The sequence below is a fragment of the Bacillus cereus group sp. MYBK216-1 genome, assembly GCF_051916495.1.
In the GTDB taxonomy this organism is placed as follows: domain Bacteria; phylum Bacillota; class Bacilli; order Bacillales; family Bacillaceae_G; genus Bacillus_A; species Bacillus_A thuringiensis_K.
Map to the genome: position 1 here is coordinate 44,981 of NZ_JBQAGT010000014.1, position 20,197 is coordinate 65,177.

A 20,197-nucleotide genomic window follows, 5' to 3' on the forward strand; every position below is an offset into this window, starting at 1 on the left:
ATTAGCCTTCACCAATTAGGCGAGATAAAATGAGCTGCAAATGATAAGACTTTTCTTATCAACAAGACTCTATACAGTAACTCCATTCTTCTCTATAGTATATTCACCTGCATAAAAAACGTTTTCAACATTCTATTTTTGTAATTTTATTTCAGCAATCGATTTATACTTCGGGGTTTCTTTCACGTGGGATTCGTATAAAGTAATTGTATCTGCTTGAAATGATATTTTAGGCACTTCTTTTATAAGTTCTAAATCGAACTTTTCTTCTCCTATCCATTTACGAGCAACGGTAATATGCGGGTGATACGGGCGTGTTTCTAGAGAAAATCCATTTTCTTCACAAATGGCATGTATTTGCTTTTGCAACTGAAACAAATCGTGATTTTCACTTACCTTCGCCCAAAAAATACGGGGCTGATCTTCCCTACCAAACGTTGAAAAACCTTGTAACGTGAACGATAGTTCTTTTGTTTCTGCAATTGTTTGTAATCCATTCTTTATTCCCTCTAACTGTTCCTCCGTTGCACTCCCTAAAAATGAAAGGGTAATATGATAGTCTTCTTTATGTACCCATGAACGAAATTGCAATTCCTCTTGCATGTCCTCTTTATAGTTAGACAGCATTTCTTTTATATGATTCGGTAACGTAATTGCGACAAAATAATGCAGTTCCATGTACATCTTCTCCTTCTTTCTATTGTTGCTTTTCTTTCTTATCTCATTCAGGTAAAAAGAAGCCGCTCTCCAAAATAGAGAGCGGACATTATTTATATATCCATTACTTCGCTAATTCATGAATTGCTTGCGCGTAAATTGCTGTTGCTTTTAATAAGTCTTCAATTTCGATATACTCATCTTTTTGATGCGCAAGTTCTTCTTTTCCAGGGAACAGCGGACCAAATGCCACACCAGCTTTTAATGAACGAGCATAAGTACCGCCGCCGATTGCTAATAGTTCTGGTTTTTCACCCGTTTGTTCTTCATACACACGTTGTAACGTACGGATTAATACGTGATTTTTATCGACGTGATGTGGGCGAGAATTAGAATAGTCAGCCACTTCAAAACCATGCGTACCAACATATTCTTTCAACTTCACAATTGTTTCTTCAAAGTTAGTTGTAACTGGGTAACGTACGTTTAGCCCTAAGTTACCACCGTTTTCTTTCGTATAAGAAATGCGACCGACATTCACTGTTAACGGACCGCTAATTTCATCTTTATAAGCAATAGTAGCTTTTTCACCAAAAATATCACCAGTAAATGTTTCTGTTGCAAATGTCGCAAATGCAGTTGCTTTTCCATCAAGTGAAACTGTAGTTAAGAAGTTTGCTAATAATAAACCTGCATTTTCTCCTTTTTCAGGAGTAGATCCGTGCGCTGAAATTCCTTCTATTTGCAACTTCACTGTATTTCCTTCTATAGTCGATTTCCCTATTTTTTTAGCAGTTTGTAAATACTCTTCATATGCTACTGTAAGTGCATTTACATCTTCTCCTGTAATAACCGCTTCTGCAAAATCAGGGACCATATTTAAACGGCGCCCTGAATCAAATGAAACAAGTTCATATGTACCTTTTTTCTCTTCACTACCATTTTGCACAACTTGTATATCAGAAATTCCTTTTTCTGCATTAATAATTGGAAAGTCTGCATCTGGTGCAAAACCAATCGTTGGCATTTCTTCATTTTTAAAGTAGTGATCTACACATTTCCAATTGCTTTCCTCATCTGTTCCTATAATCATACGAACACGTTTTGAAAGAGGTAAGTCTAATTCTTTCACAATTTTCATCGCATAATATGCTGCCATCGTTGGACCTTTATCGTCAATTGCACCACGCGCAAAAATCTTTCCGTCGCGAATATCTGCACTATATGCAGGAGTTGTCCAGCCATCTCCTTCTGGTACAACGTCAACGTGACAAAGAATACCTACTAACTCTTCTCCTTGTCCCATTTCAAGATGACCTGCATATCCTTCTAAATTTTTAGAAGTAAAACCTTCATTTTCTCCTTTATGTAACATGAAAGATAAAGCTTTTTCTACACCTTCACCGAATGGTGCGCCCTCTTTCGCTGACTCTTCTTCCCATACACTTTTAATTTGTAAAAATTGTTGTGTATCACGAATTAAATCATCTTTTCGTTTTGCAACTTCTTCTGTCCAATTAATTGCTGACATCACGCATCCACCCTTCACTATATTGTTTCTTTCATCATAACAAACCGAAATCTCTTATGCCATACACGAAAATCAAATACCGAACAATTGTAATATTTCAGATATTTCTCATTAGTTTTTCTTTTATTTTTCTAAAAAAATTTGCAGGAATTTGGCGTTTTACGTAGAATTTTATGTGTTAGTTGACTGACCATATATACAATGTCAACTACCAATATTTTTCTATATGAATATTTGTTAAATTTCTGTAAAATTTAAGTAGATTAAAGCATGAATTTTATCATGTAGAGTACAATGGTAGTAACGACCTTCTTTCCTGAATGGGGTCAAAAAAACTAGTAGAGGAGTGGTTTTCTCTTGAAACCTACAACTACTCGTATGCTAACACGCATTAAATCAATTTATATGTACATCAATGAAAACGGAACGGTAACGACGAAAGACCTTGTAGATGAGTTCGGGATCACACCGCGAACGATACAACGTGATCTAAATGTGTTGCAGTTTAATGAACTCGTGTATAGCCCTTGCCGCGGTAAGTGGACAACAACAGGAAAGAAAGTGAGAATGACCTCATAACGAAAAATAATTGTATGGTAAATAAATACATACCCCTTTCTAATAATTAGAAAGGGGTCTTTTCTGCGCCTATAAAGGTACTACTTTTCAGTATCTACTTGATATGTTTTTAACATTTCTACTTCTTCATCTGTTAGCTCTCGGTATTGTCCAAGTTCTAGTTCCTCATCTAATACTAACGGACCCATCTCTGTTCTCTTTAGGTAGACTACTTTTTTCCCTACCGCTTCAAACATACGCTTCACTTGATGGAATTTCCCTTCCGTAATCACAAGCTCAATTTCAGAAATATCATCGCTTTTCAATATTGTAAGTGCACCTGGCTTTGTTTCATAGCCATCGTCTAAAATAACACCTTTAGCAAACTCTTTTACATCCTCTTCTGTTACTACTCCTGCAACGTGTGCATAATATTTTTTCGGCACATGCTTTTTCGGAGATAATAATTGATGCGATAACTTCCCATCATTTGTTATCAATAAGAAACCTTCCGTATCGATATCAAGTCGTCCAACTGGGAACGGATCAAAGATAGCATCTTCTAATTCTAATAAATCTATTACTGTTTCATGATTATCATCTTCCGTCGCTGAAATAACACCTTGTGGTTTATGCATCATTAAGTAAACAAACTCTTTGTATTCCACAACTTCACCGTGAATCATAACTTCTTGCTCTTCTACATTTACATGAACTTTCGCATCTTTTACTGGCGTTCCATCAATTTTCACAACGCCATCTTTCAATAATTTCTTTACTTCTTTTCTACTTCCATATCCCATATTCGCTAATAATTTATCTAATCTCACGTTTTTCACCTTCTTTATTTATCATAGAAAAGGGGACGTAATTACGCCCCTCTTGATTTCAACTTTATTTTAAATCTACTACCAAGTTTACGTTGAATTTTATCTAATGCTTCTCCGCCAAATACTCTTTCAAGTACTCCTGTGCGAATTGCTAACAATCCATAAACAAAACCGCCAATACCTGCACAAATCGCAACTGTTATAAGAGCACCAATACGGCCATCAGGCGAAATCATGAAGGATAGAATCCATTGTGATAGTTTTACAGTAACGACCATTATAAGTGTCAGTACTGCAATTTGGAATGTTCTTTTATATACAACACCGAATGAATAGTGTGCGTATTTTTTAATTTGTTGATTTGTGTACCAAACAGAAGCTAAGAAACCAACTGCTGTCGCTAGAATTGCTCCTACTGTACCGAAATAACGAATAAAGATTACGTTACATACAAATTTCAAAATAACGCCCATTATAAGCGCAATAATCGCATGCTTCTGCTGGTTAATACCTTGCAGGATTGCCGCTGTTACTGTAAATAAAGCGAATAACAACGCAACTGGTGCATACCACATTAATACTTGTCCACCTAGTGGATCTGAATCGTAAAACGCAGTATAAATTGGATATGCCAGTGAAGAAATACCGACAACTGCTGGCAATGTTAAAAACATATTCGCCTGGAATGTTTGTGTAATTTGTAATTTCAAATAGCGGTATTGTTTTTCAGTAAATGATTTTGTAATTGCTGGTACAAGCGTTAAACTAAACGCTGTCGCAAGTGATACAGGAATCATAATTAACTTATGCGTCCACATTGTGAAAATACCGAGGGCTCGCTCTGCGATATCACCTTGACCAATCGCCTGCATAATTGAGTTAAATGTCAATGTATCAATTTGTTGATATAAAGGAATTGTTAACCCAATTACAACGTAAGGAATCGCATATGCAAATAATTCTTTAAACAATTGAACGGTGCTTACTGTTGACTCTGGTACAGTTTGTTCAATTAAATATTGATCCAAATATTTTTTACGTTTTAACCAGTACCAAATTAACACTCCGAGTGCTCCAACCGCTGAAACGAACGCAGCAAATGTCGCTACTCCAACTGCTGTTGCAACTGTACCGCCAAGTACTTTAATAACGATAAAACTACCTGCTAATAAAAAGACGATACGAATAATTTGTTCAATAATTTGTGAAACGGTAGTTGGTCCCATAGACTGGTGACCTTGGAAATAACCACGAATTAAACTCGCTGCTGGTACAACAATAAGTGCGAAACTTACAAGACGAATGATCGTCGTAACTTCTCCTACATTATTGTGTATACTTTGTTTACCAAGCATCGCTTCTGCAAACAATGGCGCCGTCATGTACAGTACTAGGAACGAAAGAACTCCTGTTACTATCATCATAACCATTCCCGAGCGGAACATTCTCCGGCTCGTTTTATAATCGCCAAGCGCATTATATTTGGAAACAAATTTTGAAACAGCAAGTGGCACACCTGCCGTTGCGATACTTAAAAAGATCGTATATGGAATGTATCCATATGTATAGAGCGTTCCGCCTTCTGTTCCTACTAATGCATGAAACGGAAAGACGTAAATCATGCCTAAGAACTTTACTAAAAATGTCCCTAGCGTAACAATAAGCGTTCCGCGCAGAAATTTCGAATCGGACATACAAAAATCCTCCTACATCTACATAAAGTGAAACTATAATTAGTTGGAGACTTCTCTCCTACTCCTTATTAGTTGAACCATTCGAGCATTTACAGGCTAACAAACTCCCTATTTACTTCTCCTAAATCTTGAGGTTTTAGTCTTATCACCTACAAATGGCAGGATAGTACTGAACTCTAACTTTTGTATTGTACCACAATTCTCTCATTAAGCAGTACTTCACTCTATTTTTCTTTTAAGGGAAAACATGCTATTCTTTTAGGCAGGAAATGTAGAAAATGAGGTCGATATATTATGCATTATGATGTTATTGTCATCGGCGGCGGTCCTTCTGGGCTAATGGCTGCAATCGGTGCTGCAGAAGAAGGCGCAAGCGTCTTACTTCTTGATAAAGGAAATAAACTAGGGCGTAAACTTGCAATTTCAGGTGGCGGCCGTTGTAACGTAACGAACCGTCTACCACTTGATGAGATCGTTAAACATATACCAGGAAATGGCCGCTTCTTATACAGCGCTTTTTCTATTTTCAATAATGAAGATATTATTACATTCTTCGAAAATCTCGGTGTAAAACTGAAAGAAGAAGATCATGGTCGCATGTTCCCTGTATCAAATAAAGCACAATCGGTAGTAGACGCACTTTTAACACGATTAAAAGACTTAGGTGTAAAAATCCGTACGAATACACCCGTTGAAACGATTGAATATGAGAATGGTCAAACGAAAGCAGTTGTACTACAAACTGGCGAAGTGTTAGAAACAAATCACGTCGTTATCGCTGTTGGTGGAAAATCTGTTCCTCAAACTGGATCTACTGGAGACGGATATGCTTGGGCTAAAAAAGCCGGGCATACAATTACAGAATTATTCCCAACAGAAGTACCAATCCTTTCAAACGAACCATTTATTCTTGATCGCTCCTTACAAGGTCTAGCTTTACGCGATGTAAACTTAAGCGTATTAAACCCGAAAGGAAAAACTATTATTTCTCACAAAATGGACATGCTCTTCACTCATTTCGGCCTATCTGGTCCTGCTGCACTTCGCTGTAGTCAATTCGTCGTGAAAGCACTGAAAAAGTTCAAAACAAATACCATTCAAATGAGTATCGATGCATTGCCAGACGAAAATAGTGAACAACTATTCCAACGCATGCTGAAACAAATGAAAGAAGATCCGAAAAAAGGAATTAAAAACGTGTTAAAAGGTTATGTACCTGAGCGTTACTTCCTATTCTTATTAGAAAAAAATGAAATTGATGGCAGCGAACAAGCTGGACAAGTTTCTCACGAAAAGATTCGTGCACTTGTGAAAGACTTTAAAGAATTTACTGTGAATGTAAATGGTACGCAGTCAATTGAAAAAGCATTCGTGACTGGCGGCGGTGTATCCGTTAAAGAAATTAATCCGAAAGAAATGTCTTCTAAATTCACGAACGGCTTATATTTCTGTGGGGAAGTTCTTGATATTCACGGTTATACTGGTGGCTATAATATTACATCTGCTCTTGTTACTGGTAGAATTGCCGGAACAACAGCTGGAGAAAACGCGAAAATGCAATATTAAACCGAGAAACAGGGATTCCTGTTTCTTTTTTTAAGTACATGAAATTATATCGGCGATTCTGTAAATATATCAGCGATTCTACTACTTATATAGGCGATTTTTCAAATATATCAGCGATTCTGCTACTTATATCAGCGATTTTTCAAATATATCGACTTACCGACAAAAAACGACAAACATCCCCTCCCCTTAACTTCCCATTGCTTTTTTGTTGCTTTATATACCTTAGTACCTTTATATTTTATATTGTTGAATATTTGAAAAAGGGTAAGGGGAAAACGTATGAGAAAAAAAGTCATGATGTCTTTAATGCTAATGACGTTTCTTTCTGCAGTAGAAGGAACGATTGTTAGTACAGCAATCCCTCGTATAACGAGTGATTTGTCAGGCGTCGAACTTGTTAGTTGGGTATATGCAATTTATATGCTTGCAACAGCTGTTTCGACTCCAATATACGGAAAGCTTGCTGATTTGTTTGGCCGTAAAAAAGTTTTACTTATCGGAGCTACAATCTTTTTAGTCGGTTCTGCACTTTGCGGAGTCGTTACATCGATGGAACAATTAATTTTCTTCCGCGCTCTTCAAGGTATCGGTGCTGGTGCTGTTATGCCGATTACAATGACAATTATTGGAGACTTATATAGCGAAGCGAAAGACCGCGCGAAAGCACAGGGCTGGATGAGTGCCGTTTGGGGTGTATCTGGTGTTATCGGACCGTTAGTAGGTGGATTTTTAGTTGACTCCCTATCTTGGCGTTATATTTTCTTCTTAAACGTTCCATTCGGCATTATCGCTTGCTTAATGATTGCCATTTACTACAAAGAATCTATTAAGCCCGCTAAACACCATATCGACTATCTTGGTGCAACAGTCTTCTCATTAAGTACGATCGCTCTACTATACGCATTATTAACAGGTAGCAGTAAGCAAAACTGGGGAGACATAACAATTATCGGCCTATTAATCTTCGCCGTCGTTTCATTCATTATTTTCTTATTCATCGAGAAAAAATCTCCGGAACCATTAATTCCGCTAGCACTTTTCTCTAACCGTACATTATCTACAATAAACATATTAACGCTTATTGCTGGCGCAATGATTATTAGTATTACAATGTACCTTCCAATTTGGAGCCAAGGTGTATTAGGAAAAAATGCAACGGAAGCCGGACTTATTTTAATGCCAATTCCTGTTATGTGGACATTTGGTGCTATCTTCTCTGGTAACTTAGTAGGCAAATTAAAAACGAAACAAATCATTTTACTTGGAGCTAGCATTTTATCAGTCGCTACGTTCTTATTATTTACATTATCAACACATTCACCATCGTTCCTTATTTATGTAGCAGTCGGATTATTTGGCTTAGGAATGGGGCTTGTGACACCGATTTACATGGTAACAATTCAAGCAGCTGTACCAGCTCATACACGCGGAACAGCCGTTGGTTTAAACACATTTATTAACACATTTAGTCAAACGTTAGGTGCTGCAATCTTTGGAACAATCTTCAATACGATGATTCACGCACGTGGCATTAAAAACCTTGATCTTGTATCTGGCGGACACGGCGGGGCTACAGCAAGTGTAGCAACTGAATCACAATCCGCATTAGCAGCAAGTGTACACGTCATTTATATGAGCACTTTCGTATTAGCAGTATGTACATTAATTATCGCTTGGCTTTTATTAAAGCCCGCTACACAAACAAATGAGCAATAATAAAGAGGATGACCATTTCGGTCATCCTCTTTTTACTCTTCATTCTCCACAATATGTTTCAGCATGGATAATTTATTATCCCAAAAACGTTCATAATACGAGAGCCACTGTTGTAATTCTTCTAATGGTTCTGGATGCAAACGATATATCTTCTCTCTTCCGCTCTTTCTTCCGCTTACTAAATTCGCTTCTGAAAGAATATGAAGGTGTTTTACAACCGCAGTACGACTCATAGGAAAGTGATCCGTTATTTTGGAAATCGGTAACTCTTTATCACTTAATAACCGTATTACTTCTCGGCGGGTTGGGTCAGCAATTGCTTGAAATACATCATATTTTGCTGCTGATGAGGACACTTAGCCTTCGACAACCTTTTTCAGTTTTTCATTTACAATCGCTACCCAGCCGCCGCTCATTCTATCGCGAATAATAGAGCTCTTCGCATTCGCTTTCGGAAGAATTTCATCAGGATGTTTCCAGCCGCCGTGAATTAATGTAAATTCTGTTTTATTATCTCCTAGGTCTTTCAAATTAAATGAAACAACCCAGCCATCTGTATCCCATGAGAAAGATAGGTGGTTTGGCTCATCAATTTCTAGCACTTTACATGGTGATGGCCCAAATGGTGATTGCACATGAAATTCATGTCCTACCTTTAATTCGAAATCATTTGGCATAAACCATGATGCAATCCCCTCTGCAGTCGATACTACATTCCATACTTTTTGAATAGACGCGTTAAAAACGATCGTTTGTTTAATATCAGTTAATGTATTTTGTTGTTCCATTTTCATTCTCCTTTATTCAGCACTCAAATATAACACCTTTTGGTTTCATTTAGATAATATAACACCTTTTAGTTTCATGTCAACGCTAATTCTTTTTTACTGTTGAGAAATTCTCAACATTTTTTCAACAGGACAAACACCCTCTGCACATTTCCTCATAATATACTCACAAAGGCAACAAAAAATAAAAACTTCTCTCAACATGAAACTCCATCATTCATCTTGAAAGAAGCGCCTTACGTATATCATGCGTATTTCGTCTCTCCTCCTTCCCTCAGGGACACTACGCGGGATATGAAAAATCAGAAGGAATATGCCCACCATTTGAGTAGGTAGTTATTTCTCTTCTCCTCAACATTTCCTTAGGAGCGAAATGACTACCGACTCACTTTTTTCAAACAAAATAAAAAGGGGTTGAACGCTATGTTCTATTGCATTAACTGCTCTGATATTCACCATGAAAAACATCCGAATGATAAAGTATTCAAAAATGGTTTTTATATTGATCCATTTTTAGGTGATCGTTATCACCTTGGTATGTGTAAAGATGCCCAAAATCATGAGACAGGGGAGCCTCTTTTAACGACAAAGAAATTAGGCACAACCCAATCTATTATGAACGTATTACCGACACATGTTGTCCCAACATAAAGCATAAAAAAGAGCTGGCTCATCCAGCTCTTTTTTATGCTTTATAAACGATCATTGCTGAAAAACAATAAATTTGGTTTTCGTCATCGTTAATAGAAACACCGACTTGGTACTTAATATCTACAAAGTTGCTATCATCAATCTTTTTCAAAAACACATTCACAGCGTCTTCTAAGTCTTTTTCGTGACTTTCATCAAACACTTTCACACGAATCATGTTAACACCATCCTAGATCGCAGCCCTCCGCCGCTTGATTATTGCCACGGTGCGTATCTATGATGCGATAAAACTTTCCATTCTCATATATATATCCGTCTTCTAACACATATTTTTTATCTTCAGTATAGACATAAAACTTACCTATCATAAATTTACTCGTATATAATTCCAAATAATTTGGTCTAAATTTAGCTACAACTTTATTTGTAATATCAATTTTTATTGTGCGCCCCACCTTCTCTCCCTCCTTTGCAAAGAACGGATTTAGGTATATTGTATTAGCGCTTTTACATTTTATGCTTAAAAATAAGTGGATATGCCTTCTTTCTCACCTGTACTATTTTTCTAAAAAAATCACTATAAAGTGAAACTTTAATCAGTGGGGGGGTTTTGTTCATCCCCCACTGATTAGCAGCCCTCACCAATCGGGCTGCCCGTTAATGCGGGATAAATAAGATCTAAAAAAAAAGCGCTTTACATTATTGACTCGAATATAAATATTATGTTATTATATAAAATTTGACATTTTTACATACGTATGCTATCATTAAAAGTGGTTACCACATATGGAGGTGGATGATTTGTTTCAAATTGGTGATAAAATCGTTTATCCAATGCACGGTGCAGGAATCATCGAAGCAATTGAAGAGAAAGAAATATTAGGTACTTCACGTCAATATTGTGTGATACGCATCATTAGTAAAGATATGCAAGTAATGCTTCCGATGGATCAATTAAAAAAATCAGGTATTCGTTATATCGTTGATCGAGGTACGTTAGATGATATACTTCTTGAATTTCAAAACGGGGAGTCAGACCCATCACTCTCATGGAAACAAAGATATACAATGAATATGGAAAAAATGAAAAACGGCAATCTGCTAGATAGTGCAGAAGTTGTTCGTGATTTACTTCGCCGCAATAAAGAGAGAACTTTAAATGCGAGCGAAAAACAAATGCTAGATAACGCCCGAAAAATGATGATTAGTGAAGTTGCACTCGTACAAAATGTTTCTGAACATCAAGCAACAGAATATCTTCAAGATACAATTAATCACTAAATTTAAAATAGCTGGCCGCTATTTTTTTTGTAAAAAAGGACGAAGAGTTTTATCTCTTCGTCCTTTTATATTACCCACGCCCAGCTTGAAACGATGGATATAACGTCATTCCACCATCTGCAAATAGCGTAATTCCCGTTACATAACTCGCCTCTGAAGAAGCAAGCCAAGTTGCTACTGCTGCAATTTCTTCAGGTTTTCCAATATAGCCCATCGGTATCATACTTTCTACGTCAGCCCGCTTTTTAGGATTAGCAAACTTTTCGGCATTAATTGGCGTATTAATTGCACCTGGTCCAATATTATTTACTCGAATACCTTTTGGCGCATATTCCATCGCTAACGTTTCTGTCATCAGTTTAATGCCACCCTTACTTGCTGCATAGTGTACAAATAGTGGCCACGGAATTTTCTCATGAACACTAGACATATTAATGACAGACCCTTTAATATCATGTTCTACAAAATATTTAATCGCTTCACGACTTCCTAAAAAAGCACCTGTTAAATTTGTATTAATTACCCTATTCCAATCTTCAAGCGGCATTTCATGCGACGGTACCGCGTTTTCTATCCCTGCATTATTAATCATAACGTCAAGCGTACCAAACTCTTTCACAGCAGATTGAATGAGATTCACAACATCTGATTCGACGGTTACATCACCTTTTACAGCAATCGCTTCGCCGCCCACCTTTTTAATTTCTTCTAACACATCATTCGCTTCTGATTCTCGTGAGCGATAATTAATAACCACTTTCGCTTTTTCCTTAGCAAACCTCACTCCCATCGCTCTTCCGAGACCAGTTGCTGATCCTGTAATAACGACAACTTTCCCTGCTAAATCACTATACATTTCCATACCTCCTTTAACTTTTGGCTATACCTAACATAATTCCGGCTGCGATAATAAAAACGATACCGACAACGATACCCGTTAATTGACGTTTCGTTTTCTTTTCACCTAATATAAGAATCCCACCAAGCGTGGAAATAATAATCCCCATTTGCGATAGCGAGAAACTTGTTGCGACTCCAACTCGCGGCTGCGAAATGAATAAAAACATATTTCCAGCTGCCCAAATTAATCCTGGAATAATATTTCGAATTGCATATTTATTAAATGGATGATGTTTAAAGGTAAGCAAAATCCCACCTAACACCATACCAACTGCTTGTGGCAACAAAGCCGACCAACCATCTACGTTAAATAACCTAATCACTACTACGTAAACTAAATAACCGACTGTTGAAATTAATAAAATTACGATACCTCTTTTAAAGTTTGCTGCTTGCTCTGCATTTTTTTCTTCTTCACTTTGAAGCGATGTTAAAATAACACCGATAATAATACAAACGAGTGCTAGAATCCCAAGGACGACCGATATTGTCGTGGACCATTCATGAAATACGATAACGCCAAATAAAGTCGTCGCGACTAATTGAAGTCCTGTTGAAATTGGCATCGTCCTCGAAACACCCATTAAATCAATACTTTTCAATTGATTCGCCTGACCAAGCGCCCAAAATAAACCTGACACAACTCCAACTCCAATAACGGTAGGTGTTAATACTGGCTTCATAAAAATATAAACAACAATTGAGAAAATAAGTGCTCCAAACGTTGTTCCGAGCGTTTGACTATACGGTCCCCCGCCCAGTTTTACGTTAAATAACACAATACTTCCCCAAAATATAGCTGGTAAAATCGCTAAAAATATATCCATCACTCATTACCTTTCTTTACTAAACGCCATAGGTTATCACTCTAAGTCGTTAGAGTGAGCTTTTATTTTTTCTTTTTCCCGTTCACAAACTTTTTCTACAATAGCGCCAGAAACATTCTTTTCTCGCTCCACTTTCTTTATCTTTACGTGATCTAAACGATCTTCCAAAGTAAGCGTAACTTTGTCATTCGGCGGATTATGCGCTCCTTGAAATGTAAGAAATTGTAGCGTCACTTCATATCTAGGAACGAACTCACCTTTCTTGCCGAGACGTTTTATATTTATAACTGAAGCACATTCATATTGGTCTTCTGTCACTTGTCTAATAACTGAATAGTACCTATTTGATAATGCACTCTCTAAAAGCTGTTCTCTTGATTCTTTCGCGAAAGAATCAATTGGAGAAGAGAAAAAGGCCACACATAGCATTGTGATAACTACACATATTTTTTTCATAGTTCCCTCCTTGTTCTATAGATTAGTGTTCTCAAAACTGCCATAAAAAAACGACTTTCCCTATGTAGGAAAGTCGTTTTAATGAATCCAATATTAACCACCACTCACTGGTGGAATTAGTGCAACAACATCACCAGATTGGACTCTGTCATCTTCATTTGCGTATTCTTCATTAATCGCAACCATAATTGGCTCTGAAACTGGTACATTATATTCGTTCGCAACAACATCTTTTAACTGTGCAACTGTAATATTTTCTTTCTCTATTTGTAATTCACTTGCCCCTGCTTCTTCTTGCAAGTGCGCAAATAACAATACTCGAATCATACTTATAGCTCCTTCCCAGGCTCTCCCGCCGGATATGGTGTTTTTTCTAATTGATCACCAATCCATGAGTCACCATCTTCCCAAAACTCCTTTTTCCAAATCGGAACAATTTGTTTTATGCGTTCCATAATATATTCGTTCGCTTCATAAGCCGCTTTACGGTGTGGTGTTGAAACAGCAACAACAACCGCTATATCAGAAATTTGCAACGTACCGATGCGATGTGTAATGGCAACATATGTACCTGGCCATTTCTCTTTCACTTCCAGGCCAATTTTCTCTAGCATCTTTTCTGCCATCGTCTTATAAGCAACATACTCTAAGTATAATGTACGACGCCCTTTCGTAAACTCTCTAACCGTTCCAATAAATGTTGTAACAGCACCGCATTCACGTCGAATTACTTTCTTCGTTACCTCTTCAATCGAGATTTCTGTGTCAATTACTTCATAATATGTCTTTATCATTTCGCACTCCTAACCGTTTGTAAAAACCAGTCTATGTACAGCTCTTCTTCTGTTATATGAAATACTTTATATTCTTCTCGTATATTTGCCGGAACATCATACCACGTAATAACCGCCACTATATTTTCTACTTTATGTAAAATCTCAACGTCTTCCGCAGAACGAAGTAACACTACTTTCGAGTAATTCTCTTTTTTATAGCCCTCTATTAAAATTGTATCCACTTCAAAAAACTCATATAAGCGAATAATTTCTTGCAAAGACCATTTCTTTCTTAGTGAAGAAAGTGAAAGCAATCCAGCACCTTCTACACTACTTACCACAGCACCAGCTTTACGGTGTCTTTCGCTATCTTTTTGCGCTACTTCTGGAAAGCCTCCGTGCCCGTGATGTTTAATTGTAGCAACTTTCATTTCACTTTCAGCTACTGCATGCACAATTTTCTCTACAAGTGTCGTTTTTCCGCTATTTTGATATCCTACTATTTGTAAGATTGAAGGGGCTTTGCCCATGGCCAATCACATCCCTCAGAGTGCTCTAACAATAATACGGACACTTTCATTCCGGTCTCAAATCCTCTCGTTCCTCCAGGTAACACGATAAAAGCATTCGCATCTGCAAGTGAAGATACCGCACTCGATTTATCTAAACCAACCGGCATCGCTTGTAACGCCCCGTTCACAATTGTTACGTTCGCTCTTACGAAACGAGTAAATGGATTTGGCTTTGGAAAATCTTTTTGTAAAATAGCAACCGCTCTATATACGTGAGGTTCCTTCGCATACAAATACGTTTTTATAATTGGATGCACAAATAATTCAAAGCCTACATAACAAGCAGACGGATTTCCTGATAAACCGAAGAGTAACTTTCCATCAACTTCAGCTACTGTCGTTACACTTCCGGGCCTCATGGCTATCTTATTAAAGAGTACATTCGCCTGTAACCTTTCATAAATAGCTGGTAAGTAGTCATAATCTCCTACTGATACACCACCTGTTGTAATTAAAATGTCGACCTCATCCATCGCTGATTGAACAGCTGTAAAACATGCATCTAACTCATCCGCGAGTTTACCATAATAACGAACTTTCCCGCCAGCTTTCATAATTTGAGCTGCGATCATATACGAGTTACTATTTCTAATTTTCCCCGGTTCTAAAGGCTCATGTACTTCTAATAATTCACTTCCTGTCGTTACAATACCGACAATAGGCTGTTTTATAACTTTCACAGTACTATATCCAAACGTTGCTAGTAGGGCCGCAACTCCAGGGTTAATTGCAACACCTTTCTTAACGAGAACTTGATTTTGTTTAATATCTTCTCCTTTAATCGACACATTGTCACCGTTATTAAAAGAGCGTTTTAACTTCATATATGTTTTCCCGTTCTTCTCAAACCCTTCTGTCAGCTCTAGCATTACGACTGCATTGCAATCTTCTGGAATAGCTGCTCCTGTCATAATACGAACCGCTTCAAAAGCGCCTACTTCTTCTAAAAAAACAGAACCCGCCCCGATTTCTCCTATTACTTCAAATTCAACTGGATTCTCTTGAGTTGCTTCTTTCGTATCTTCTGCTCGAATGGCGAAACCATCGTAAGGAGAACGATCAAAATGAGGAACGTCATGATCAGACACAACATCCTCCCCAAGAATTCTCCCGTAACTTTCCGTAATAGAAATTTCTTCTACTTCACCATGCTTTGCATATTTCATTACCCGTTCTACTGCCTCAGCAACTTGAATTGGAATTCGTTTTTCTACCATCGTTTCTCACCTCATATTTGCAATTTTTTTTATCTCGATTAAACTTTATATATTAAATAGAAATTACTTCAAGGAGGAATTCCATGTCTTCATTCACACACTTTAATGACCAAGGACGCGCAAAAATGGTTGATATAAGCGACAAAAAAGCAACCGTTCGAACAGCAATTGCGTGCTCTAGCATTGTCGTTACGAAAGAAATTTACGATAAAATCTCCCACAATGAAATTGGGAAAGGTGACGTATTAGCAGTTGCGCAAATCGCAGGAATTATGGCTGCGAAACGAACTTCTGATATTATCCCAATGTGCCATCCTTTACTATTAAAAGGTGTTGACGTTTCTTTCGATTGGAAACAATCAGAAGAACAATATCGTTTACTCATTGAAGTAAAAGTTAAAACAGAAGGTAGCACCGGTGTTGAAATGGAAGCTTTAACAGCTGCTTCGGCTACCGCTCTTACTGTGTATGATATGTGTAAAGCTGTCGATAAAGGTATGATTATCGGCGAAACGTACTTACTTGAAAAAACAGGTGGAAAAAGTGGAGATTATACGAGAAATTCATAATCCTTTCTCCGTTGAACCTAAAGGATTTCCTTTAGGTTCAACCTATATATCTTGCATATAAACTTTTCGCTACATTTATATCATTCGTCCCATGAATGAACGCTCTGCCATCTGTAAATAAAACAAAACGATATTCTTCTACCGGAAACGATAATAAATAAGGTGTCGCCTTTATCTCTACGCTTCTTTGTAAGCGCTTTTTAATTTCTTCTAAATTAAAATTCTTCCGCACACCTGGACGAATTTGCACTGTATTTCGCCCACATAACACTTCTGTTTTCGTTTGTGCTTCAAATGTTAAACTTGGATATGTACGTAACCTTCCGCAAGATAAACAAGAATCTTTTTTCTGCCTATTCACTTTAAATGCCATCTGTTGATTATTCCAAAGATCGAACGATAACATCGTTTCACGAAGCGCCCCGTAATCTTCTACTAATATTTTCAGCGCTTCCGTAGTTTGATGCGCAACTACTAATTGTACTGCCGGTTGTATAATACCAGCTGTGTCACAGGTTGCTCCGCTCGCCGGATGCTCCATTAAACAGCGAAAACACGGTGTTTTCCCTGGTAAAATTGTATACGTTACTCCGTAGCTTCCAACGCACCCACCATATATCCACGGAATATTATACTTTTGTGAAATATCATTAATAAGAAGACGCGTTTCAAAATTATCTGTCGCATCTAATATTAAATCTACATCACGTACTAACTCTTCCATTTCTTGCACCGTTACATCCGTCACAGCAGGATTTATTTCCACCTCAGAATTAATCGCTTTTAAATGCTCTGCTGCCGCTACCGCCTTTGGTTTATACTGTTTTGCATCTTCTTCTGTATATAGTTGTTGTCTTTGTAAATTACTCCATTCTACATAATCACGATCAGCAATCGTTACTTTTCCAACACCTGCTCTAACAATCGCTTCTGCATTTGCCGCACCGAGAGCACCAGCACCAATAATAAGCACATGCTTCTCTCTTATTTTTTTCTGTCCTTCTTCTCCAACACCAGAAAATAATATTTGTCTTGAATATCGCTCCTGCATACGATAGCCCCCTTTCTTATCCTCCTATATAAGACATTTCGATTTTCGGACGATTTCTTGCACTTTCTTCTGTCCGTTCATCCGAATACCTATCTTTTCTATTCATCCATACATCTTGTATAACACTTAATAACTCCTCATCCGAAAAATCTCCTCTAAGAAGTTCTCTTACATCCAAACCCTCTGTCGCAAATAAGCACGTATAAAACTTTCCATCTGCCGAAATTCTCGCCCTCGTACAAGAGGAACAAAATGACTCAGAAACAGATGTAATAAAACCAACTTCAGCATTTGTTCCAACGTATCGATATCGCTTCGCAACTTCACCAAAGTAATGTGCTTCAGCTGGCTCAAGCGGATACACCTTATGAATCATCTCAATCAATTCTCGTTTTGTAACAACTTGATCAAAATTCCACCCATTTGTACTACCAACATCCATAAACTCAATAAACCTAAGCGTGATTCCTTGCTCTTTAAAATACGCAGCCATCGGAAGTATTTGATGATCGTTCATCCCTTTTTTCACAACCATATTTACCTTTACTGCCAGCCCCGCCTCTTTAGCTGCTATAATTCCCTTAATCACAGGTTTTGTATTAATATTTCGACCATTAATATTCCTAAATATGTCGTCATCTATCGCATCTAAACTAACATTCACTCTATGTAATCCAGCTTCTTTTAATGCCTTCGCTTGTTTCGTTAAATGGATAGCATTTGTCGTTAACCCTATATCTATTAGCCCATCAATTTTCACAAGACGTGCAATAAGTTTTGTTAAATCTTTACGAAGCAGTGGCTCACCGCCAGTAAGTCTAATTTTCCGTACACCGATGCTAATAAATAATTTTGCCAAACGCTCAATTTCATCAAAAGTTAGTAAAAACTCATCTTTCAAAAAAGCATAATCTGGCCCAAATATTTCCGCTGGCATACAATATGTACATCTAAAATTGCAACGATCAATGACAGATATACGTAAATCTTGAAGTGGGCGTCTAAAAAAATCTTTAACCATCTCCTGCATCGCCACCCTCCCTTTCTGCCAAATTTCTTTCTTTTCATTCTATTATAATATATTTTCGAACTGCGATGTTTTTGCTCAAGTGAATAAAGTGAAACTTTAAATAATTAGAGGGGATCCACTCCACCTGGTTAACGAGGTTTACTTACAAATACAAAGATAAAAAAACCTTGAAACATAAAAGTTTCAAGGTTTTCTGCTTATTAACTTAATCTAATAATCGTTAAAGTAGCTCCTGGTGTTGCCGTAGATAATGTAGCTATTGCAACTAATCCAAACAATTGCAGACTAATAGCAGCTCCAGCAGGCAAGTTAGCAATTATTGTTGCACTAAATGAGCCAGTAGCCACTGTCGGGGCGTTTATCGTTCCCGCAAGCGGACTGCCATTTACAGTTATACGAGAACTTACAAGTAATCCCGCCGTTAAATTAATTGTATAAGCTATATAATAGTTTCCTGCATTCGCAACTGTAAATACAGTATTCCCACCACTAAAGGTTATTCCTGGTCCAATATTTTGATTGTTTGGTAAAGGAATATTCGTACCACTTAACAAAACAGAAATAAGACTTCCTGATGTATTATTCGCAAACGCATACGTTGCAGTTGTACTAACTCCTGTTGTTCCCGTACTTCCCGTTGGACCCGTTTCTCCTGTGGCTCCCGTATTTCCTGTTGGTCCTGTGCTTCCTGTCGATCCCGTACTTCCGGTTGAACCCGTTACTCCCGTTGAACCTGTATTTCCTGTTGGACCGATATCTCCTGTTACTCCGGTAATTCCGGTTGTTCCTGTATTCCCGGTTGCTCCCGTACTCCCAGTTGCTCCCGTACTTCCCGTGGCTCCTGTATCTCCCGTGGCTCCTGTACTTCCCGTGGCTCCTGTACTTCCCGTTGAACCCGTATTTCCTGTTGGTCCTGTGCTTCCTGTCAATCCCGTACCTCCCGTTGGACCTGTTTCTCCGGTTGCCCCAGTACTTCCCGTTGGTCCTGTGCTTCCTGTCGATCCCGTACTTCCGGTTGAACCCGTTACTCCCGTTGAACCTGTATTTCCTGTTGGACCGATATCTCCTGTTACTCCGGTAATTCCGGTTGTTCCTGTATTCCCGGTTGCTCCCGTACTCCCAGTTGCTCCCGTACTTCCCGTGGCTCCTGTATTTCCCGTTGGACCTGTTTCTCCCGTGGCTCCTGTACTTCCCGTTGACCCCGTATTTCCTGTTGGTCCTGTGCTTCCGGTTGAACCCGTTACTCCCGTTGGACCCGTACTTCCGGTTGAACCCGTATTTCCTGTTGGTCCTGTGCTTCCGGTTGAACCCGTTACTCCCGTTGGACCTGTTTCTCCGGTTGCCCCGGTACTTCCCGTTGAACCCGTTTCTCCGGTTGTTCCTGTATTCCCGGTTGCTCCCGTACTCCCAGTTGCTCCGGTACTTCCCGTGACTCCTGTATTTCCCGTTGGACCTGTATCTCCCGTGGCTCCTGTACTTCCCGTTGAACCCGTATTTCCTGTTGGTCCTGTGCTTCCGGTTGAA

General features: G+C 38.2%; 24 protein-coding genes. 6 read left to right on the forward strand and 18 right to left on the reverse strand.

Annotation, left to right across the window (positions count from 1 at the left end; genetic code table 11):
* Nucleotides 1–132: 132 nt before the first annotated feature.
* Together thpR and pepV are read right to left on the reverse strand one after the other, a co-directional pair.
* Nucleotides 133–678: an RNA 2',3'-cyclic phosphodiesterase gene (thpR, locus tag ACTFRH_RS27565; protein ID WP_000418983.1), complete on the reverse strand. Its 546-nt coding sequence runs from the start codon at nt 676–678 to the stop codon at nt 133–135.
* 103 nt (nt 679–781) lie between these two features.
* Entirely contained in the window at nt 782–2,188 is a 1,407-nt protein-coding gene (gene pepV / locus ACTFRH_RS27570) for a dipeptidase PepV (RefSeq protein WP_001274248.1), read from the reverse strand.
* A 357-nt stretch (nt 2,189–2,545) separates the two neighbouring features.
* Here pepV and ACTFRH_RS27575 point away from each other — a divergent pair, with 357 nt between their 5' ends.
* Nucleotides 2,546–2,767 (forward strand): DeoR family transcriptional regulator, encoded by a 222-nt coding sequence (locus ACTFRH_RS27575; protein ID WP_000805512.1) that lies wholly within the window; start codon nt 2,546–2,548, stop codon nt 2,765–2,767.
* 80 nt (nt 2,768–2,847) lie between these two features.
* Here the strand turns inward: ACTFRH_RS27575 and ACTFRH_RS27580 are convergent, their stop codons facing one another.
* A complete protein-coding gene (locus ACTFRH_RS27580; RefSeq protein ID WP_001234947.1) occupies nt 2,848–3,576 on the reverse strand; it encodes a pseudouridine synthase in 729 nt (242 codons plus the stop codon).
* A gap of 41 nt (nt 3,577–3,617) precedes the next feature.
* Complete coding sequence (locus tag ACTFRH_RS27585) at nt 3,618–5,270, reverse strand: putative polysaccharide biosynthesis protein (protein ID WP_001284031.1); 1,653 nt, start codon at nt 5,268–5,270, stop codon at nt 3,618–3,620.
* A gap of 294 nt (nt 5,271–5,564) precedes the next feature.
* On the opposite strand from ACTFRH_RS27585, the gene ACTFRH_RS27590 reads away from it, so the two are divergent.
* Both ACTFRH_RS27590 and ACTFRH_RS27595 read left to right on the forward strand, forming a co-directional pair.
* Complete coding sequence (locus tag ACTFRH_RS27590) at nt 5,565–6,836, forward strand: NAD(P)/FAD-dependent oxidoreductase (protein WP_000558889.1); 1,272 nt, start codon at nt 5,565–5,567, stop codon at nt 6,834–6,836.
* 282 nt (nt 6,837–7,118) lie between these two features.
* Nucleotides 7,119–8,555, forward strand: a complete 1,437-nt coding sequence (locus ACTFRH_RS27595; protein WP_001228010.1) for an MDR family MFS transporter — start codon at nt 7,119–7,121, stop codon at nt 8,553–8,555.
* Between the two features lie 32 nt (nt 8,556–8,587).
* On the opposite strand, the gene ACTFRH_RS27600 is transcribed toward ACTFRH_RS27595, so the two are convergent.
* Together ACTFRH_RS27600 and ACTFRH_RS27605 are read right to left on the reverse strand one after the other, a co-directional pair.
* Complete coding sequence (locus ACTFRH_RS27600; protein ID WP_000098837.1) at nt 8,588–8,911, reverse strand: ArsR/SmtB family transcription factor; 324 nt, start codon at nt 8,909–8,911, stop codon at nt 8,588–8,590.
* Nucleotides 8,912–9,343: an SRPBCC family protein gene (locus tag ACTFRH_RS27605; RefSeq protein WP_000437773.1), complete on the reverse strand. Its 432-nt coding sequence runs from the start codon at nt 9,341–9,343 to the stop codon at nt 8,912–8,914. It abuts the gene before it with no gap.
* A gap of 423 nt (nt 9,344–9,766) precedes the next feature.
* Here ACTFRH_RS27605 and ACTFRH_RS27610 point away from each other — a divergent pair, with 423 nt between their 5' ends.
* Nucleotides 9,767–9,994, forward strand: coding sequence for a DUF3973 domain-containing protein (locus tag ACTFRH_RS27610; protein WP_000498989.1), 228 nt, complete (start codon nt 9,767–9,769; stop codon nt 9,992–9,994).
* Nucleotides 9,995–10,028: 34 nt separating this feature from the next.
* On the opposite strand, the gene ACTFRH_RS27615 is transcribed toward ACTFRH_RS27610, so the two are convergent.
* Complete coding sequence (locus ACTFRH_RS27615; protein ID WP_000621751.1) at nt 10,029–10,211, reverse strand: sporulation protein Cse60; 183 nt, start codon at nt 10,209–10,211, stop codon at nt 10,029–10,031.
* A 1-nt stretch (nt 10,212) separates the two neighbouring features.
* Complete coding sequence (locus ACTFRH_RS27620) at nt 10,213–10,449, reverse strand: DUF2553 family protein (protein ID WP_000533804.1); 237 nt, start codon at nt 10,447–10,449, stop codon at nt 10,213–10,215.
* Nucleotides 10,450–10,780: 331 nt separating this feature from the next.
* On the opposite strand from ACTFRH_RS27620, the gene ACTFRH_RS27625 reads away from it, so the two are divergent.
* Nucleotides 10,781–11,275, forward strand: coding sequence for a CarD family transcriptional regulator (locus ACTFRH_RS27625; RefSeq protein WP_000451441.1), 495 nt, complete (start codon nt 10,781–10,783; stop codon nt 11,273–11,275).
* 70 nt (nt 11,276–11,345) lie between these two features.
* Here the strand turns inward: ACTFRH_RS27625 and ACTFRH_RS27630 are convergent, their stop codons facing one another.
* The 7 genes from ACTFRH_RS27630 to ACTFRH_RS27660 form a co-directional block, all read right to left on the reverse strand.
* Nucleotides 11,346–12,131, reverse strand: coding sequence for a glucose 1-dehydrogenase (locus ACTFRH_RS27630; RefSeq protein WP_000286678.1), 786 nt, complete (start codon nt 12,129–12,131; stop codon nt 11,346–11,348).
* A 13-nt stretch (nt 12,132–12,144) separates the two neighbouring features.
* A complete protein-coding gene (gene glcU / locus ACTFRH_RS27635; protein ID WP_000350861.1) occupies nt 12,145–13,002 on the reverse strand; it encodes a glucose uptake protein GlcU in 858 nt (285 codons plus the stop codon).
* Nucleotides 13,003–13,038: 36 nt separating this feature from the next.
* Nucleotides 13,039–13,458 (reverse strand): DUF3888 domain-containing protein, encoded by a 420-nt coding sequence (locus tag ACTFRH_RS27640; protein ID WP_000717676.1) that lies wholly within the window; start codon nt 13,456–13,458, stop codon nt 13,039–13,041.
* Nucleotides 13,459–13,551: 93 nt separating this feature from the next.
* The gene (gene moaD / locus ACTFRH_RS27645) at nt 13,552–13,785 is read right to left on the reverse strand and encodes a molybdopterin converting factor subunit 1 (protein WP_000621768.1); all 234 of its coding nucleotides are present in this window, start codon (nt 13,783–13,785) and stop codon (nt 13,552–13,554) included.
* A 2-nt stretch (nt 13,786–13,787) separates the two neighbouring features.
* Nucleotides 13,788–14,252 (reverse strand): molybdopterin synthase catalytic subunit MoaE, encoded by a 465-nt coding sequence (moaE, locus tag ACTFRH_RS27650; protein WP_000598369.1) that lies wholly within the window; start codon nt 14,250–14,252, stop codon nt 13,788–13,790.
* The gene (mobB, locus tag ACTFRH_RS27655; RefSeq protein WP_000513626.1) at nt 14,249–14,764 is read right to left on the reverse strand and encodes a molybdopterin-guanine dinucleotide biosynthesis protein B; all 516 of its coding nucleotides are present in this window, start codon (nt 14,762–14,764) and stop codon (nt 14,249–14,251) included. The genes moaE and mobB overlap by 4 nt, the downstream gene beginning before the upstream one ends.
* On the reverse strand, nt 14,734–16,023 hold the full coding sequence (locus ACTFRH_RS27660) for a molybdopterin molybdotransferase MoeA (RefSeq protein WP_000229693.1): 1,290 nt from the start codon (nt 16,021–16,023) through the stop codon (nt 14,734–14,736). The genes mobB and ACTFRH_RS27660 overlap by 31 nt, the downstream gene beginning before the upstream one ends.
* An 83-nt stretch (nt 16,024–16,106) precedes the next feature.
* Between ACTFRH_RS27660 and moaC the strand changes: the two genes are divergently transcribed.
* Nucleotides 16,107–16,592 carry a cyclic pyranopterin monophosphate synthase MoaC gene (moaC, locus tag ACTFRH_RS27665; protein ID WP_000094146.1) on the forward strand — a complete coding sequence of 162 codons (486 nt, stop codon included), beginning with the start codon at nt 16,107–16,109 and terminating at the stop codon, nt 16,590–16,592.
* Nucleotides 16,593–16,629: 37 nt separating this feature from the next.
* Here moaC and ACTFRH_RS27670 read toward each other — a convergent pair whose 3' ends face one another.
* The 3 genes from ACTFRH_RS27670 to ACTFRH_RS27680 form a co-directional block, all read right to left on the reverse strand.
* Entirely contained in the window at nt 16,630–17,643 is a 1,014-nt protein-coding gene (locus tag ACTFRH_RS27670) for a molybdopterin-synthase adenylyltransferase MoeB (RefSeq protein WP_001158082.1), read from the reverse strand.
* A 16-nt stretch (nt 17,644–17,659) separates the two neighbouring features.
* The gene (gene moaA, locus ACTFRH_RS27675; RefSeq protein ID WP_001157129.1) at nt 17,660–18,673 is read right to left on the reverse strand and encodes a GTP 3',8-cyclase MoaA; all 1,014 of its coding nucleotides are present in this window, start codon (nt 18,671–18,673) and stop codon (nt 17,660–17,662) included.
* Between the two features lie 200 nt (nt 18,674–18,873).
* A partial coding sequence (locus ACTFRH_RS27680) for a BclA C-terminal domain-containing protein (protein ID WP_440049336.1) occupies nt 18,874–20,197 on the reverse strand: 1,324 nt, incomplete at its 5' end.

Coding starts and splice junctions, on each gene's coding strand:
- ACTFRH_RS27610 (WP_000498989.1), top strand. CDS start 9,767: ATGTTCTATTGCATTAACTGCTCTGATATTCACCATGAAAAACATCCG.
- ACTFRH_RS27640 (WP_000717676.1), bottom strand. CDS start 13,458: ATGAAAAAAATATGTGTAGTTATCACAATGCTATGTGTGGCCTTTTTC.
- moaE (WP_000598369.1), bottom strand. CDS start 14,252: ATGATAAAGACATATTATGAAGTAATTGACACAGAAATCTCGATTGAA.
- glcU (WP_000350861.1), bottom strand. CDS start 13,002: ATGGATATATTTTTAGCGATTTTACCAGCTATATTTTGGGGAAGTATT.
- pepV (WP_001274248.1), bottom strand. CDS start 2,188: ATGTCAGCAATTAATTGGACAGAAGAAGTTGCAAAACGAAAAGATGAT.
- ACTFRH_RS27615 (WP_000621751.1), bottom strand. CDS start 10,211: ATGATTCGTGTGAAAGTGTTTGATGAAAGTCACGAAAAAGACTTAGAA.
- ACTFRH_RS27585 (WP_001284031.1), bottom strand. CDS start 5,270: ATGTCCGATTCGAAATTTCTGCGCGGAACGCTTATTGTTACGCTAGGG.
- ACTFRH_RS27670 (WP_001158082.1), bottom strand. CDS start 17,643: ATGCAGGAGCGATATTCAAGACAAATATTATTTTCTGGTGTTGGAGAA.
- mobB (WP_000513626.1), bottom strand. CDS start 14,764: ATGGGCAAAGCCCCTTCAATCTTACAAATAGTAGGATATCAAAATAGC.
- ACTFRH_RS27595 (WP_001228010.1), top strand. CDS start 7,119: ATGAGAAAAAAAGTCATGATGTCTTTAATGCTAATGACGTTTCTTTCT.
- thpR (WP_000418983.1), bottom strand. CDS start 678: ATGGAACTGCATTATTTTGTCGCAATTACGTTACCGAATCATATAAAA.
- moaC (WP_000094146.1), top strand. CDS start 16,107: ATGTCTTCATTCACACACTTTAATGACCAAGGACGCGCAAAAATGGTT.
- ACTFRH_RS27660 (WP_000229693.1), bottom strand. CDS start 16,023: ATGGTAGAAAAACGAATTCCAATTCAAGTTGCTGAGGCAGTAGAACGG.
- ACTFRH_RS27625 (WP_000451441.1), top strand. CDS start 10,781: ATGGAGGTGGATGATTTGTTTCAAATTGGTGATAAAATCGTTTATCCA.
- moaD (WP_000621768.1), bottom strand. CDS start 13,785: ATGATTCGAGTATTGTTATTTGCGCACTTGCAAGAAGAAGCAGGGGCA.
- ACTFRH_RS27590 (WP_000558889.1), top strand. CDS start 5,565: ATGCATTATGATGTTATTGTCATCGGCGGCGGTCCTTCTGGGCTAATG.
- ACTFRH_RS27630 (WP_000286678.1), bottom strand. CDS start 12,131: ATGTATAGTGATTTAGCAGGGAAAGTTGTCGTTATTACAGGATCAGCA.
- moaA (WP_001157129.1), bottom strand. CDS start 18,673: ATGCAGGAGATGGTTAAAGATTTTTTTAGACGCCCACTTCAAGATTTA.
- ACTFRH_RS27605 (WP_000437773.1), bottom strand. CDS start 9,343: ATGGAACAACAAAATACATTAACTGATATTAAACAAACGATCGTTTTT.